Annotated in this window: 15 protein-coding genes; 8 read left to right on the top strand and 7 right to left on the bottom strand. The window is 71.8% G+C overall.

Annotated features, from left to right (window positions below; translation table 11 throughout):
• The first annotated feature begins 129 nt into the window (after positions 1-129).
• On the top strand, positions 130-1,155 hold the full coding sequence (locus tag ABFO07_RS03175) for an XdhC family protein (RefSeq protein WP_059810397.1): 1,026 nt from the start codon (positions 130-132) through the stop codon (positions 1,153-1,155).
• A 25-nt stretch (positions 1,156-1,180) separates the two neighbouring features.
• On the opposite strand, the gene ABFO07_RS03170 is transcribed toward ABFO07_RS03175, so the two are convergent.
• The 6 genes from ABFO07_RS03170 to fliE all read right to left on the bottom strand — a co-directional run bounded on the left by ABFO07_RS03170 (position 1,181) and on the right by fliE (position 5,076).
• The gene (locus ABFO07_RS03170) at positions 1,181-1,897 is read right to left on the bottom strand and encodes a PepSY-associated TM helix domain-containing protein (RefSeq protein ID WP_059881889.1); all 717 of its coding nucleotides are present in this window, start codon (positions 1,895-1,897) and stop codon (positions 1,181-1,183) included.
• 142 nt (positions 1,898-2,039) lie between these two features.
• Positions 2,040-2,360, bottom strand: coding sequence for an EscU/YscU/HrcU family type III secretion system export apparatus switch protein (locus ABFO07_RS03165; protein ID WP_059563711.1), 321 nt, complete (start codon positions 2,358-2,360; stop codon positions 2,040-2,042).
• Entirely contained in the window at positions 2,357-3,724 is a 1,368-nt protein-coding gene (locus ABFO07_RS03160) for a flagellar hook-length control protein FliK (RefSeq protein WP_347468295.1), read from the bottom strand. The genes ABFO07_RS03165 and ABFO07_RS03160 overlap by 4 nt, the downstream gene beginning before the upstream one ends.
• A 112-nt stretch (positions 3,725-3,836) precedes the next feature.
• Positions 3,837-4,172 (bottom strand): flagellar protein FliT, encoded by a 336-nt coding sequence (locus ABFO07_RS03155; RefSeq protein ID WP_059563709.1) that lies wholly within the window; start codon positions 4,170-4,172, stop codon positions 3,837-3,839.
• Complete coding sequence (gene fliS, locus ABFO07_RS03150) at positions 4,169-4,600, bottom strand: flagellar export chaperone FliS (protein ID WP_026045260.1); 432 nt, start codon at positions 4,598-4,600, stop codon at positions 4,169-4,171. Before fliS ends, ABFO07_RS03155 begins: the two co-directional genes overlap by 4 nt.
• A gap of 131 nt (positions 4,601-4,731) precedes the next feature.
• Positions 4,732-5,076 carry a flagellar hook-basal body complex protein FliE gene (gene fliE, locus ABFO07_RS03145; RefSeq protein ID WP_059563708.1) on the bottom strand — a complete coding sequence of 115 codons (345 nt, stop codon included), beginning with the start codon at positions 5,074-5,076 and terminating at the stop codon, positions 4,732-4,734.
• A 256-nt stretch (positions 5,077-5,332) separates the two neighbouring features.
• Here fliE and fliF point away from each other — a divergent pair, with 256 nt between their 5' ends.
• Genes fliF through ABFO07_RS03115 form a run of 6 tightly spaced genes read left to right on the top strand, consistent with a single transcriptional unit; the run spans position 5,333 to position 12,119 of the window.
• Positions 5,333-7,099: a flagellar basal-body MS-ring/collar protein FliF gene (gene fliF, locus ABFO07_RS03140; protein WP_059881893.1), complete on the top strand. Its 1,767-nt coding sequence runs from the start codon at positions 5,333-5,335 to the stop codon at positions 7,097-7,099.
• Positions 7,089-8,084 carry a flagellar motor switch protein FliG gene (fliG, locus tag ABFO07_RS03135; protein WP_059563706.1) on the top strand — a complete coding sequence of 332 codons (996 nt, stop codon included), beginning with the start codon at positions 7,089-7,091 and terminating at the stop codon, positions 8,082-8,084. Before fliF ends, fliG begins: the two co-directional genes overlap by 11 nt.
• On the top strand, positions 8,077-8,760 hold the full coding sequence (gene fliH, locus ABFO07_RS03130; RefSeq protein ID WP_059563705.1) for a flagellar assembly protein FliH: 684 nt from the start codon (positions 8,077-8,079) through the stop codon (positions 8,758-8,760). Before fliG ends, fliH begins: the two co-directional genes overlap by 8 nt.
• Entirely contained in the window at positions 8,754-10,274 is a 1,521-nt protein-coding gene (fliI, locus tag ABFO07_RS03125; RefSeq protein ID WP_059810407.1) for a flagellar protein export ATPase FliI, read from the top strand. Before fliH ends, fliI begins: the two co-directional genes overlap by 7 nt.
• 5 nt (positions 10,275-10,279) lie before the next feature.
• Positions 10,280-10,738 (top strand): flagellar export protein FliJ, encoded by a 459-nt coding sequence (gene fliJ, locus ABFO07_RS03120; RefSeq protein ID WP_059563703.1) that lies wholly within the window; start codon positions 10,280-10,282, stop codon positions 10,736-10,738.
• Positions 10,739-10,769: 31 nt separating this feature from the next.
• Entirely contained in the window at positions 10,770-12,119 is a 1,350-nt protein-coding gene (locus ABFO07_RS03115; RefSeq protein WP_347468290.1) for a flagellar hook-length control protein FliK, read from the top strand.
• Positions 12,120-12,136: 17 nt separating this feature from the next.
• Here the strand turns inward: ABFO07_RS03115 and ABFO07_RS03110 are convergent, their stop codons facing one another.
• Positions 12,137-13,774, bottom strand: coding sequence for a GMC family oxidoreductase (locus tag ABFO07_RS03110; RefSeq protein WP_347468288.1), 1,638 nt, complete (start codon positions 13,772-13,774; stop codon positions 12,137-12,139).
• 283 nt (positions 13,775-14,057) lie between these two features.
• On the opposite strand from ABFO07_RS03110, the gene ABFO07_RS03105 reads away from it, so the two are divergent.
• A complete protein-coding gene (locus ABFO07_RS03105) occupies positions 14,058-14,429 on the top strand; it encodes a hypothetical protein (RefSeq protein ID WP_155631220.1) in 372 nt (123 codons plus the stop codon).

The following is a 14,429-nucleotide window of genomic DNA, read 5'->3' as shown; positions in this document are numbered from 1 at the left end:
TTTGCCCATTCCTCCGGATTTGCACGGGCCCGCCGCGCGCCGCCGGCATGCTTGCGCCGGGCGGTTCATAATTCCGCCATCGAACGGCGGCCCGCACCGGCGCGGCCGTCCAGCAACAGGAAACGGAAGATGGAAAGCGTCGATCTCGATGTATTGAAAACCAGCGCGCGCTGGCTCGACGAAGGCCGCCGCGTGCTGCTCGTCACGGTCGTGAAGACGTGGGGCTCGTCGCCGCGCCCCGAAGGCGCGATGCTCGCGGTGCGCGACGACGGGCTCGTCGTCGGCTCGGTGTCGGGCGGCTGCATCGAGGACGACCTGATCGCCCGCGTGCACGCGAGCGGCATCGCCGCCGATGCGCGCCCGGAAGCGGTGAAGTACGGCGTGACGGCCGAGGAGGCGCACCGCTTCGGGCTGCCTTGCGGCGGCACGATCCAGCTCGTGCTGGAGCCGCTCACGCGCGACAGCGGCATCGCCGCGCTGTGCTCGCAGGTCGAGGCGGGCCGCCTCGTCACGCGCACGATGACGCTCGCGACCGGCCGCGCGTCGCTGTCGCCCGCGCAGGCCGCCGACGGCGTCGCGTTCGACGGCGAGCGGCTCGTGACGATCCACGGCCCGCGCTACCGGATGCTCGTGATCGGCGCGGGGCAGTTGTCGCGCTATCTGTGCCAGATCGCGGTCGGGCTCGACTACCAGGTGACGGTGTGCGATCCGCGCGAGGAATACACGGATGCGTGGGACGTGCCGGGCACGCGCGTCGTGCACACGATGCCCGACGACACGGTGCTCGAGATGCAGCTCGACGCGCGCTCGGCGGTGATCGCGCTCACGCACGACCCGAAGCTCGACGATCTCGCGCTGATGGAGGCGCTGAAGACGCCCGCGTTCTACGTCGGCGCGCTCGGTTCGCGGCGCAACAACGCGGCGCGCCGCGAGCGGCTGCGCGAATTCGACCTGAACGAAACGGAGCTGGCGCGGCTGCACGGGCCGGCCGGCATCTACATCGGCAGCCGCACGCCGCCGGAAATCGCGATCTCGATCCTCGCCGAGGTCACGGCCGCGAAGAACAACGTGTCGCTGCCGACGATCCTGCAGGTCGAGGGCGCGAAGGCCGCGCGCGAGATCGCGGCGCGCGGCGGCGAGGCCTGCGGCGTCTGAGCCGCGGATGTGCGGGCCGGGGGCGTCAGGCGAGGCCCGCGGCGAGCGCCGCGGCGACCGAGCCGGCCACCAGCACCACGCCGACGGTGCGGCGCTTGTTCAGCTCGGTCCACAGCAGGACGCCCGTCAGCGACAGCAGGATCAGCGAGCCGGCGATCGTGTCCATCAGCAGCACCCAGCCGAGGTTCATCCCGACGCCGCGGTGCAGGTTGTTCAGCGTCGTCATGAACGAATTGCCGGTGCGCTTCACCGACACGTAGCCATTCCCCACCCAGTATTCGGCCTGCAGGTTCTGCTGCGGCCCGAACAGGCCGAACTGCCAGTGCTCGGGCTGCATCACGCGCTTGTCGCCCCACGCCACCGGCTGCGCGGGGTCCTTGCGCACCCGGCCCGGGCGGCCGTCGAAGTGCAGCTCGCGCGCGAGCCACTTCGTCATCGCGGCGGGCGTCGCCGGCACCGGATCCGGCAGCGCGAGCTGCAATTCCTCGACCTGCGGCTCGCCGGTCGGGATCTTCAGCGGCGGCGCGCGATGGTTGAGCACCACGCCCGTCACGCCGAACAGCAGCCCGAGCACCGCGCCCCACAGGCCCACCCAGCCGTGCACCTTGCGCAGCCACTTGATGAAGGTCGCGCGGCGCGAACGCTGGCGGCGCGCGGACAGTTCGTCTTCAGTGAGATGGCGTGCCGGGCGCAGCACGGTAACGCCCGCACGGGGCTTGTCGATCGTTTCGGGCGCGTTCACGCGAGCAATTCCATTCGTTCAAAACAACGGGCGGCGCGCTGGTATCGCGCGCCGCCCGGCGGACATGAAATGAGAATGGATATCATTACATAAATTGCAGCCCGGCTCAATCGCGGCGGCGCGTCACCGCGGCCCGGCGCGCTCAGCGCAGTCTCGGGAGCGGAAACGGCGGCGGCGCGGCGCCGCCCGCCGCGCCATCGGCGCGCTCGAGCGCGTACAGCCACGCCAGCAGGTCGGCCACCGCCTGATACAGCTGCGGCGGAATCCGATCGTCGAGATCGACCTGCATCAGCAGCGACACCATTTCCGGCGCGGTATGCACGTAGAGCCCGGCATCGCGGGCGCGGGCGACGATCATGTCGGCGAGCACGCCGTAGCCCTTCGCGATCACCCGCGGCGCGGCATCGCCGCCCTTCGCGTCGTAGACGAGCGCGGCCGCGCCCTTGCGAGACGGCCCGCTCATCGCGGCCCCCGTTCGTCGGCGCCAACGTCGCGGCCTGCGTCGACCACTTCGTCGGCGACACCGCGTGCATACGCGGCGGCCGCCGCCTTCACGGCGAACGCGTCGAACCCGTCCGGCGCGCCGTCGACCGCGCGGATCGACAGCCCGCCGAGCTGCAGCCCCGACGCCTCCAGCCGCTGCCGCAGCGCCGCTTCATTTCGGGCCAGGCGGCCCGCGCCGGCCTCGTTCGCGCGCAACCGCGCGACGAGCTGCCCGCCGTTCAGCACCAGTTCCGCATCGACCGTGCCGAGCGTCGGCAGCATCAGCGTGAGGCGGGTCCGCCACGCGATGCCGTCGCCGGCATCGTCGCGCGGCGCATGGCCGCCCGAGCCGTCGGGCTCGATCGTCCAGTCGAGCCGCGCGCCGGGCCACGCTTCGCCGATCCAGCGGAACTGGTCGGTCGCGAGCACGTCGAGCTGCTGGCGCACCAGCGGCACGGCGGCCGGATGCACCGGCAGCGGCGCGGATGCCGGCGTGTCGGCCGACGCCGCGCCGGCCAGCGCGGCGCGCGCGGGCGTCCAGCGCGATTCCGGGGTGTCCGGGTGCGGGCCCGTGCCGCCGGCAATGCGCGGCGGCGGCGCATCGGGCGCGAGGAAGTCGCGGGCCGGCACTGCCGCGTTCGCGTGCGGCGCCGCGCCGGCCGGCGTGCCGGGCCCCGGCTGGCCCGCCGTGCGAGGCGCCGGCGACGGCAGCGGCAGGCGGGCGTCGAGCAGCGCGTCGAGCGTGCTGTCGGCGTTGTCGGGCGGCGGGTTCGCGGCGGCGGGCGTCGGCGTGGCCGGCAGGCGCGCCTGCGGCTCGCGCTCGAGCGCGGCGAGCGGCCGCTGGCCGGCCAGCCATTGCGCGAGATGGGATTCGTAGAACAGGCCGCTTTCGCTCACGGCCTGCGCGAGCGCGGCGCGCAGCGCCAGGACCGGCGCGGCGGCCGTCGCGTCGCGCGCGGGGGCCGCGGCCTGCGACGCCGCCGCGCGCGCCGCGTCCTGCGGCGCGACACTGCCCCCCGACGCGGTCGCCGGGGTCGAATTAGTCAGCAGCACGGTCGGGTCGGCGAGCAGCGGCGCCCGTCCGACGACCGCCGGCGTGGCGTCGCCGCCGAACCGCGAGATCGCGTCGAGCGTGAGCCCGACCTCGGACAGCGCCGTCTGCGCGGAGGCCTGCGGCGGTGTGGCGGCGGGAGGGGGCGTGGCAGGCGCCAGCGGCGCGCCGGTGGCCGACGTGCCGACCTGCGCCGTCGCCGCGCCGCCGGCCGGCGGCGTCACGACGCCGTTCAGCAGGCTGTCGAGGCGGCTCGCCAGCAAGGCGGCGGCTACGGAGTCGATACCGGTCATGATCGGAGCGTGCTCCCCTCAGCAACATCGATGCGCATCCGGAAGATGCGGATTCGGGAATCTGCGTCGCCGCCGACGCCACGCGCGGCGCGCATTGCGCGCCGCCGGGCCGTCAACCGCCGCGCGCGCGGTACAGGTCGGTCAGCACCTTGGTCGAGCGGCGCGTCTCGAACAGCGCGGACAGCCGCGCGATTTCCGGGCTGGCGAGATCGCGGATCGCGGCGTCGTCGGCGAGAATGCGGCGGATCAGTTCGAGCTTGCGGCCGAGTTCGGCCTCGTCGAGCGCGACGCCCACCCCGGCGTCCTTCAGCCCGTCGACGAGCTGCAGGTACACCTCCTGCAGCGCCGACAGCGCGCTCCAGTCGGCGCCGCGCGCCGCGCGCAGCATCTGGTCGGACACGTCCGCGATCGCCTCATAGCGCGCGAAGTATTCGTCCTTGCGGTTCATCGCGGCTGGTCCGCCTGTTGGGCGGCCATCCGGGCGACTTCCGGCGCGATGCCCGTCCACGCTTCCTCGAGCGTCGCGAGCAGCCCGTCGACCTCGACCAGGATCGGCTCGCTGGCCTTCGCGTTCGCTTCCACCAGGCGCCGGCCGATATAGCTGTACAGCGCATCGAGGCGCGCGGCGATCTCGCCGCCCTGCTCACGGTTCAGCGCGGTCTGCAGGCCGCTCTCGACGATCCGGATCGCCTTGCCGATCGCCTCGCCGCGCGCGGGAATGTTGCCCTGCTGCAGGTGCATGCGCGCAAGCGCGATGGCCTGCCGCGCGCCCTGGTAGAGCATCGCGATCAGGCGATGCGGTGACGCGCCCATCACCCCCGTCTCGACGCCGACGCGCGCATACGCATTGGCTCCAGCGTGTCCTGGGGAAAACATGCGCTTCTCCTTGTTGATGCGGTGGATCTGGATAGCCCGCGCGCGCGGCGCGGCCTGTTCCCGGAGTTATCGGAAAGGAAATTAAAAGCTTTAGGCAAACCGGATGGGGACGGACGGGCCGTGCGGCCGCGTCAGACCGGCATTTGCGCGATTTCGTTGTACGCGCTGACGAGCCGGTTGCGGACCTGCAGCCCGAACTGGAAGCCGATGTTGGCCTTCTGCATGTCGACCATCACGTCGTTCAGCGACACGTTCGCCGCGCCGACCTCGAACGCCTGCGCCTCGCCGAGCGCGCGCTGCTGGTCGCCGCTGATCTTGTCGAGCGACGCCTTCATCGCGCTCGCGAAGGTGCCGGCCGTCGCCGCGCCCGAGCCCGCGAGCGCCGCGGTCGGGCTGGCCGTGCCGCCGGCCGCCTGCGCCGCCATCGCCTGCATCTGTTGCAACACCGAACCGATTCCGCCGACGCTCGTCGTCATGCCGTTTCCCCATCCAATATAAAGGGCCCGTACGGGCCAGGCCGGGCGGGCCGCCAGCGCATGCCGCGCGCGTCCGCCTTGCCGGATCGCGAAAAAGCATAGCAGCGCACCGTCCGGCAAAGCCGTGAAAGTACGGGGGAAACCCGGCTCTTTTCGGCCGATCGGATCGGGGCCGGCGTCACGATAATCGCATCGTGTCATTGTCCGCCCGCTCGTCCGAGCGGCTCAGTCGTCCCGCTCCGGAGAACCTCGACGCATGGATTCGCAGGCAAATTCGCTGATCAACCCCGACGCCCGCGCGGGCCTCCCCAGCCCGGCTCCCGGCGCCGCCGCGGCGCTGCCGGGCGCGGGCGGCGCGAGCGTGGATTTCGGGCTCGGCGGCTTCGCTGAACGGATTCCGGGCATCGCGCGGATGCGCGGCAACCCGAAGCTGCCGTTCGTGATCGCCGCCGCGTTCGCCGTCGCCGTGATCGTCGCGCTCGTGCTGTGGAGCCGCGCGCCCGACTACCGCGTGCTGTACAGCAACCTGTCCGACCGCGACGGCGGCGCGATCATTGCCGCGCTCCAGCAGGCAAACGTTCCCTACAAGTTCGCCGACGCCGGCGGCGCGATCCTCGTGCCGGCGAGCCAGGTCCACGAAACGCGCCTCAAGCTCGCCGCGCTCGGGCTGCCGAAGGGCGGCTCGGTCGGCTTCGAGCTGATGGACAACCAGAAATTCGGCATCAGCCAGTTCGCCGAGCAGATCAACTACCAGCGCGCGCTCGAAGGCGAGCTGCAGCGCACGATCGAATCGATCAACGCCGTGAAGACGGCGCGCGTGCATCTCGCGATCCCGAAGCCGTCGGTGTTCGTGCGCGACAAGGAAGCGCCGAGCGCGTCGGTGTTCGTCGATCTCTACCCGGGCCGCGTGCTCGACGAGGGCCAGGTGCAGGCGATCACGCGGATGGTGTCGTCCGGCGTGCCCGACATGCCCGCGAAGAACGTCACGATCGTCGACCAGGACGGCAACCTGCTGACCCAGCAGGCGTCGGCCACCGGCCTCGACGCGAGCCAGCTGAAGTACGTGCAGCAGGTCGAGCGCAACACGCAGAAGCGCATCGACGCGATCCTCGCGCCGATCTTCGGCACCGGCAACGCGCGCTCGCAGGTGAGCGCCGACCTCGACTTCTCGAAGCAGGAGCAGACGTCGGAAAGCTACGGCCCGAACGGCACGCCGCAGCAGGCCGCGATCCGCAGCCAGCAGACCAGCACCGCGACCGAGCTCGCGCAGGGCGGCGCATCGGGCGTGCCGGGCGCGCTGTCGAACACGCCGCCGCAGCCGGCGTCCGCACCGATCGTCGCGGGCAACGGCCAGAGCGGGCAGCAGACGACGCCGGTCAGCGACCGCAAGGATGCCACCACCAATTACGAGCTCGACAAGACGATCCGCCACATCGAGCAGCCGATGGGCAGCGTGAAGCGGCTGTCGGTCGCGGTCGTCGTCAACTACCAGCCGGTCGCCGATTCGAAGGGCCACGTGACGATGCAGCCGCTGCCGCCCGCGAAGCTCGCGCAGGTCGAACAGCTCGTGAAGGACGCGATGGGCTACGACGCGAAGCGCGGCGACTCGGTGAACGTCGTGAACAGCGCGTTCACGACCGCCGGCGACCCGTACGCCGACCTGCCGTGGTACCGCCAGCCGGACGTGATCGACATGGCGAAGGAAGCCGCGAAGTGGCTCGGCATCCTGGGGGTCGCGGCGGCGCTGTACTTCGCGGTGGTGCGCCCGGCGATGCGCCGCGCGTACCCGCCGCCCGAGCCGGCCGCGCCCGCGCTGCCGGCGCCGGAAGACGCGGTCGCGCTGGACGGCCTGCCCGCGCCGGAGAAGAGCGCCGCGAACGAAGACGCCGACGCGCTGCTGCTCGGCTTCGAAAACGAGAAGCACCGCTACGAGCGCAACCTCGACTACGCGCGCACGATCGCCCGCCAGGATCCGAAGATCGTCGCAACCGTCGTGAAGAGCTGGGTGAACGATGAACGCTGAAGGCTTGACCAAGAGCGCGCTCCTGCTGATGTCGATCGGCGAGGAAGAGGCCGCGCAGGTATTCAAATTCCTCGCGCCGCGCGAGGTGCAGAAGATCGGCGCCGCGATGGCCGCGCTGCGCAACGTCACGCGCGAAGAGGTCGAGCGCGTGCTGAACGAGTTCGCGAAGGAGGCCGAGCAGCACACCGCGCTGTCGCTCGATTCGAACGACTACATCCGCTCGGTGCTGACCAAGGCGCTCGGCGAGGACAAGGCCGGCGTGCTGATCGACCGCATCCTGCAGGGCAGCGACACGAGCGGCATCGAAGGCCTGAAGTGGATGGATTCGAGCGCGGTGGCCGAGCTGATCAAGAACGAGCATCCGCAGATCATCGCGACGATCCTCGTGCATCTCGACCGCGACCAGGCGTCCGAGATCGTGTCCTGCTTCACCGAGCGGCTGCGCAATGACGTGATGCTGCGGATCGCGACGCTCGACGGCATCCAGCCTGCCGCGCTGCGCGAGCTCGACGACGTGCTGTCGGGCCTGCTGTCCGGCAGCGACAACCTGAAGCGCAGCCCGATGGGCGGCATCGGCACCGCGGCCGAGATCCTGAACTTCATGACGTCGGTGCACGAGGAAGGTGTGCTCGAGAACGTCCGCCAGTACGACCAGGACCTCGCGCAGAAGATCATCGACCAGATGTTCGTGTTCGAGAACCTGCTCGACCTCGAGGATCGCGCGATCCAGCTGCTGCTGAAGGAAGTCGAATCGGAGACGCTGATCATCGCGCTGAAGGGCGCGCCGCCCGCGCTGCGCCAGAAGTTCCTCGCGAACATGTCGCAGCGCGCGGCCGAACTGCTCGCCGAGGATCTCGACGCGCGCGGCCCGGTGCGCGTGTCCGAGGTCGAGACGCAGCAGCGCCGCATCCTGCAGATCGTGCGCAACCTCGCCGAAGGCGGCCAGATCGTGATCGGCGGCAAGGCGGAAGACGCATATGTCTGATCCGGCGAGCGACCGCACGGGCGACGTCACCGCGTACCAGCGGTGGGAAATGGCGTCGTTCGATCCGCCGCCTCCCCCGCCGCCGCCCGACACGGCGGCTGCGGCGGCGGCCGCGCTCGCCGAGGAATTGCAGCGCGTGCGCGACGCCGCGCATGCGGACGGCATGTCGTCCGGCCACGTCGAGGGCCAGGCGCTCGGCTATCAGGCCGGCTACGAACAGGGCCACCAGCAGGGTTTCGAGGCCGGCCAGGCCGAGGCGCGCGAGCAGGCCGCGCAGCTCGCCGCGCTGGCCGCGTCGTTCAAGGAGGCGCTGGCCGCCGCCGAGCACGATCTCGCGGCCGATGTCGCGCAGCTCGCGCTCGACATCGCGCAGCAGGTCGTGCGCCAGCACGTGAAGCACGACCCGACCGCGCTCGTCGCCGCGGTGCGCGACGTGCTCGCGGCCGAGCCGGCGCTGTCCGGCGCGCCGCAGCTGGCCGTGCATCCGGCCGACCTGCCGGTCGTCGAGGCGTACCTGCAGGAAGAACTCGACGCGATCGGCTGGAGCGTGCGCACCGATGCGGCGATCGAGCGCGGCGGCTGCCGCGCGCACGCGGCCACCGGTGAAGTCGACGCGACGCTCGCGACCCGCTGGCAGCGCGTCGCCGCCGCGATCGGCAAGGTGAGCGCATGGTGACGCACACGCCCGAGTCATTCGCGCACGACGGCATGACGCCGCTCGAACGCGAACTCGCGCTGGCGTCGTTCGGCCCGGAGGCCGCGCACGACGCCGCCCCGGCCCTGGCAGGCGACGCGCCGCGCGCGCCGCACAACCCCCATCTGTCGCACTGGCGCGCGCACCTGAACGGCCTGGCCACGCGCAGCCATCGCGCGCTGCCGCTGCGGCCGTGCGGCCGCCTGACCCGCGCCGCGGGCCTCGTGCTCGAGGCGATCGGGCTGCGCCTGTCGGTCGGCGCCGAATGCACGATCGAACTGCCGCCCGGCAGCACGCTGCCGGTCGCGGAAGCGGAAGTCGTCGGCTTCTCCGGCGACCGCCTGTTCCTGATGCCGACCACCGACGTCGCGGGCGTGCTGCCCGGCGCGCGCGTGTGGCCGCTCGAACGCGCACCGGTCGCCGATCCGCTCTCCGGCGCGAAGCGGCTGCCGGTCGGCTGGAACATGCTCGGGCGCGTCGTCGACGCGGCCGGCCGCCCGCTCGACAACCTCGGCCCGCTGGCGTCGACGGTCGACGCGCCGCTGTCCGCGGCGTCGATCAACCCGCTCGAGCGCGAACCGATCCATCACGTGCTCGACGTCGGCGTGCGCGCGATCAACGCACTGCTCACCGTCGGGCGCGGCCAGCGGATGGGCCTGTTCGCGGGCTCCGGCGTCGGCAAGTCGGTGCTGCTCGGCACGATGGCGCGCTACACGAGCGCCGAGGTGATCGTGATCGGCCTGATCGGCGAACGGGGCCGCGAAGTGAAGGAATTCATCGAGCAGATCCTCGGCGAGGACGGTCTCGCGCGCTCGGTCGTGGTCGCGGCGCCCGCCGACGTGTCGCCGCTGCTGCGGATGCAGGGCGCCGCGTACGCCACCGCGCTCGCCGAGTATTTCCGCGACCAGGGCAAGCACGTGCTGCTGCTGATGGATTCGCTGACCCGCTACGCGATGGCGCAGCGCGAGATCGCGCTCGCGATCGGCGAGCCGCCCGCGACCAAGGGCTATCCGCCGTCGGTGTTCGCGAAGCTGCCCGCGCTCGTCGAGCGCACCGGCAACGGCCCGGAAGGCGGCGGCTCGATCACCGCGTTCTACACGGTGCTGACCGAGGGCGACGACCAGCAGGATCCGATCGCCGATTCGGCGCGCGCGATCCTCGACGGCCACATCGTGCTGTCGCGCGCGCTCGCCGAAGCCGGCCACTATCCGGCGATCGACATCGAGGCGTCGATCAGCCGCGCGATGACCGCGCTGATCGACGAGCCGCACCTCGACCGCGTGCGCCAGTTCAAGCAGATGCTGTCGCGCTACCAGCGCAACCGCGACCTGATCGCGGTGGGCGCCTACGCGCCCGGCCGCGACGCGCAGCTCGACCGCGCGATCGCGCTCTATCCGCGCATCGAATCGTTCCTGCAGCAGGGCTTTCGCGAATGCGCGCCGTTCGCGTCGAGCCTCGAGGGGCTCGATGCGCTGTTCGACATCCACGGAGGCTGACGCTCATGGCACAAGGCTTTCCCCTGCAGATCCTGCTCGATCGCGCGAACGAGGATCTCGACACGGCGACCCGGCAGCTCGGCGTCGCCCAGCGCGAACGCACCGACGCCGCCGACCAGCTCGACGCGCTGCTGCGCTATCGCCACGAATATCACGTGCGCTTCGCGCAATCCGCGCAGAGCGGCATGCCCGCCGGCAACTGGCGGAATTTCCAGGCGTTCCTCGACACGCTCGACGGCGCGATCGCACAGCAGCGCCGCGTGCTGGCCGCCGCCGAGGCCCGCATCGACGAGGCGCGCCCGCACTGGCAGCAACAGAAACGCACCGTCGGCTCGTATGAAATCCTGCAGGCGCGCGGCGTCGCGCAGGAAGCCCGCCGCACCGCGAAGCGCGAACAGCGCGACGCCGACGAACACGCCGCGAAGATCCTGCGCATGCGGGCCGACGCGGCGAAATCGACGTAACCGCTCAACGCATCCGAACGAGAGATACGCCATGCCTTCCCTGTCCCTGCTCGGCGCCCTGATCGACACCGCCAGCTCCGCCGTCAAGGCCGGCCGCAAAGCGGCCACCCCGGACGCGTCCGCCACGGGCGACGCGTCCGCGCTGCCGTTCGCGCAGACGCTGCAGCAGAGCGTCGCGTCGCAAGGCGCATCGGCGCAGGCCGACGCGTCGTCGTCAGCCGCCGCGGCGCCATCGGCCGCGACGGGTGCGCCGTCGTCGTTGGCCGGCGGCGCCAAGCCGTCCGGCTCCTCCAGCCCGTCCGACGACAAGACGCGCGACGACGCGAACGCGGCCGTCAACCCGGAAGCGGCCGCGCTCGCCGCCGCGGCCGCCGTGCAAGCGCAACTGCTGGCCCGCCCCGACGGCACGCCCGCCGCGACGGACGCCGCGGCCGCCGACGCGTTGTCGCGCACCGGCGACGCGGCAGCGGCTGCGATCGCGTCCGCCGCGAACGCGACGAAGAACGCCGCGCAACCGGCGGACGCCGCCGAACCCGCGTCCGGCCGCGATGCGCTGCATGCGGTGCTCGATAAACTCACCGGCGGCGCGAACGCGATCGCGATGCCGGCCGCCGCCGGCGCGGCTGCCGCGCCGCAGCCGGCCGCATCCGCGACCGCCGCGCCGCTGACCCCGAAAGCCGCAACCTTCGACAAGACGCTGGCCGACGCGAAGGGCGCGCTCGCCGCGCCGCAGGGTGCGCAAACGCCGTCCACGCAGGCCGAACTCGCAGCAAATTCCGACGCGACGACCCATGTGGCGCAGGCGCTCGCGGCCGCGAAGGATGCCGCCGACCCGGCCCATGCGGCGCTGGCCGCCGCGGCGGCCGCGCAATCGAATGCGCCGGTGGCACCGGCCGCGCCCGGCGTCGCCGCCGCGAACGCGAACGTGCTCGCACCGCACGTCGGCACCGCCGACTGGACGGACGCGCTGAGCCAGAAGGTCGTGTTCCTGTCGAATGCGCACCAGCAGAGCGCCGAGCTGACGCTCAACCCGCCGGATCTCGGCCCGCTGCAGGTGGTGCTGCGGGTCGCGGACAATCATGCGCACGCGCTGTTCGTGTCCCAGCACGCGCAGGTGCGCGACGCGGTCGAAGCCGCGCTGCCGAAGCTGCGCGACGCGATGGAGGCGGGCGGCCTCGGCCTCGGCAGCGCATCCGTCAGCGACGGCGGCTTCGCGCAGCAACAGCAGCAGAACGCCCAGCAGTCGTTCGCCGGCGGACAATCGTCGCGGCGCGGGAACGGCGCACCGTCATCCGGCGACGCGACGGCCGACGTCGCGCCACCCGCAGCGTCGAGCGGCGCGACCGCCAGCCGCACCGGCCTCGTCGATACATTCGCCTGACCTTCCGCACGCGCCGCTCAGCGGCCGTGCAATGCGGCCGCCGCTGCGCTCGGCGCGCCCGCCTTGCGCGCGGCGGCGATGAAATCCGCCGCGCGCTCGCCGATCATCACCGACGGCGCATTCGTGTTCCCGCCGATCAGCGTCGGCATCACCGACGCATCCACCACCCGCAGCCCTTCGACCCCGCGCACGCGCAACTGCGTATCGACCACCGCGCGCGCGTCCGTGCCCATCCGGCAGGTGCCGACCGGGTGGTAGATCGTGTCGGCATGCGCGACGATCGTCGCGCGCAGCTCGGCTTCGGTCTGGTCCGGCCGCGTGTACAGCTCGCGGCCGCCCTGCGACGCGAGCGGCGCCTGCGACAGGATGCTGCGCATCGCGTGCGCGCCGCGCACGAGCAGGTCGAGATCGCGCGCATCGCTGAAGAAGCGCGGGTCGATCAGCGGCGCGTCGCGCGCGTCGCCGCTCGCGAGCGCCACCGTGCCGCGGCTGAACGGCCGCAGCGCGCACACGTGCAGCGAATAGCCGAAGCCCCAGTGCATCTTGCGGTTGTGGTCGTCGACGAGCGCGGTGCAGAAATGCAGCTGCAGGTCGGGACGCTCGAGCGACGGATCGCTCTTGATGAAGCCGCCCGCCTCCGCGACGTTGCTCGTCATCATCCCGGTGCGGCTCGAGAAGTAGCGCGCGAGCGCGGGCGTCATCTTCGCGATCCCGCGCAGGCAGATGCCGACCAGCTCCGACGCATTCACGCGCGTGTTGATGATGAAGTCGATATGGTCGATCAGGTTCGCGCCGACGTCGGGCGCGTCCTGCACGACCGCGATGCCGTGCCGGCGCAGTTGCCCGGCCGGGCCGATGCCCGAGCACATCAGCAGTTGCGGCGAGTTGAACGCGCCGGCCGACAGGATCACCTCCGCGCGCGCGCCGAGCGTCTGCACCTGGCCGTTGCGCGACAGCACGACGCCGACCGCGCGCTTGCCGTCGAAGCCGACGCGCAGCACCGTCGCATCGGGGACCACGTGCAGGTTCGGCCGGTTGCGGCCGTAGATGTAGGCGCGCGCGACGCTGCAGCGCGAGCCGTCGCGATGCGTGACCTGGTAGAAGCCGACGCCTTCCTGCGAGGCGCCGTTGAAATCGTCGTTGAGCGGATAGCCGGCTGCATGCGCGGCCGCGATGAATCGTTCGGAGAACGGATTGCGAAAGCGCAGATCGGACACCGTGAGCGGGCCGTCCGCGCCGTGCCACGCGTTCGCGCCGCGCTGGTTGCCTTCCGCGCGCCGGAAATACGGCAGCACCTCCCCCCAGCTCCAGCCGGTCGCGCCGAGCCGTGCCCATTCGTCGTAGTCGAGCGGATGGCCGCGCGTGTAGATCATCGCGTTGATCGCGCTCGAGCCGCCCATCCCGCGTCCGCGCGGCTGGTAGCCGCGGCGCCCGCCGAGGCCCGGCTGCGGCACGGTTTCGTAGCCGTAGTTGGTGCCGAGCTTGAACGGCACCAGCGCCGCGATGCCGACCGGCATGTTGACGAGCAGGTTGCGCTCGGTGTGCGCGCCCGCCTCGATCAGCGCGATCGTCGCGTCGGGGCACGCATCGGCGAGCCGGCCCGCGAGGCTCGCGCCGCCCGAACCCGCCCCGACGATGATGTAGTCGTATTGCATGCATGTCTCCTTCATGTCATGAATGGCGCCCGGCGCGGCCGTGCGGCCCGAGTCTTCTATCTTCTAGTCCGGGCATTGTAGGAATGGCCGTCGCGCACGCGGCGCGTGGATTCAAGAGCGATTCCTCTAAACGCGCGCGTGAACTAAATTTAAGATGCGTGGATTCGCTTGGTGCGACGCAGCCGGCCGCCAGAAGCCGATCCGTCGCGAAATGGGAGAGACCGTCATGCAGCGTCACGTTCTGCAGGCTTTGCGTCGGCCGGCTTGTCCGGCGTCCCGTCGCATGTCCCCGATTTCATTTCAAACAGCCCCGTGTTCAACCGCGGGTATCGCCGCGTACGCGGCGCGCCGGAATCGAACGGCGGGCCATCCCCCGGATCGTTTGAATTGCATGCCGGCGCGGGCGCGCGGCACGCTGCGCGCGGCGTCGACACGCGTCATGCGATGCGCCGCACCGGTGTACGCGACGCGGCCGGCCACCCGGTTTCGCCGCGCAGTTAACCGCGATGCGCCCCCGTACGTCGGCCCATCATGCGCCGCGCATCACGCCGTTTTCACCGCCGCCGACCGTCGCGCGGATGCGACGCCCGACGATGCCGCCCCGCTCACCCCGATCCGCCACGCCGCGCTCGTCGAGCGGGCGCGGGCGGCCTGA

It is taken from the genome of Burkholderia stagnalis (assembly GCF_039848545.1).
In the GTDB taxonomy this organism is placed as follows: Bacteria; Pseudomonadota; Gammaproteobacteria; order Burkholderiales; family Burkholderiaceae; genus Burkholderia; species Burkholderia stagnalis.
This window is presented reverse-complemented; position numbering and strand designations above follow the sequence as displayed.

Coding starts and splice junctions, on each gene's coding strand:
- ABFO07_RS03110 (WP_347468288.1), bottom strand. CDS start 13,774: ATGCAATACGACTACATCATCGTCGGGGCGGGTTCGGGCGGCGCGAGC.
- ABFO07_RS03165 (WP_059563711.1), bottom strand. CDS start 2,360: ATGAGCGGGCCGTCTCGCAAGGGCGCGGCCGCGCTCGTCTACGACGCG.
- ABFO07_RS03155 (WP_059563709.1), bottom strand. CDS start 4,172: ATGAACCGCAAGGACGAATACTTCGCGCGCTATGAGGCGATCGCGGAC.
- ABFO07_RS03175 (WP_059810397.1), top strand. CDS start 130: ATGGAAAGCGTCGATCTCGATGTATTGAAAACCAGCGCGCGCTGGCTC.
- ABFO07_RS03160 (WP_347468295.1), bottom strand. CDS start 3,724: ATGACCGGTATCGACTCCGTAGCCGCCGCCTTGCTGGCGAGCCGCCTC.
- ABFO07_RS03105 (WP_155631220.1), top strand. CDS start 14,058: ATGTCCCCGATTTCATTTCAAACAGCCCCGTGTTCAACCGCGGGTATC.
- fliS (WP_026045260.1), bottom strand. CDS start 4,600: ATGTTTTCCCCAGGACACGCTGGAGCCAATGCGTATGCGCGCGTCGGC.
- fliG (WP_059563706.1), top strand. CDS start 7,089: ATGAACGCTGAAGGCTTGACCAAGAGCGCGCTCCTGCTGATGTCGATC.
- fliH (WP_059563705.1), top strand. CDS start 8,077: ATGTCTGATCCGGCGAGCGACCGCACGGGCGACGTCACCGCGTACCAG.
- fliF (WP_059881893.1), top strand. CDS start 5,333: ATGGATTCGCAGGCAAATTCGCTGATCAACCCCGACGCCCGCGCGGGC.
- fliJ (WP_059563703.1), top strand. CDS start 10,280: ATGGCACAAGGCTTTCCCCTGCAGATCCTGCTCGATCGCGCGAACGAG.
- ABFO07_RS03115 (WP_347468290.1), top strand. CDS start 10,770: ATGCCTTCCCTGTCCCTGCTCGGCGCCCTGATCGACACCGCCAGCTCC.
- fliE (WP_059563708.1), bottom strand. CDS start 5,076: ATGACGACGAGCGTCGGCGGAATCGGTTCGGTGTTGCAACAGATGCAG.
- fliI (WP_059810407.1), top strand. CDS start 8,754: ATGGTGACGCACACGCCCGAGTCATTCGCGCACGACGGCATGACGCCG.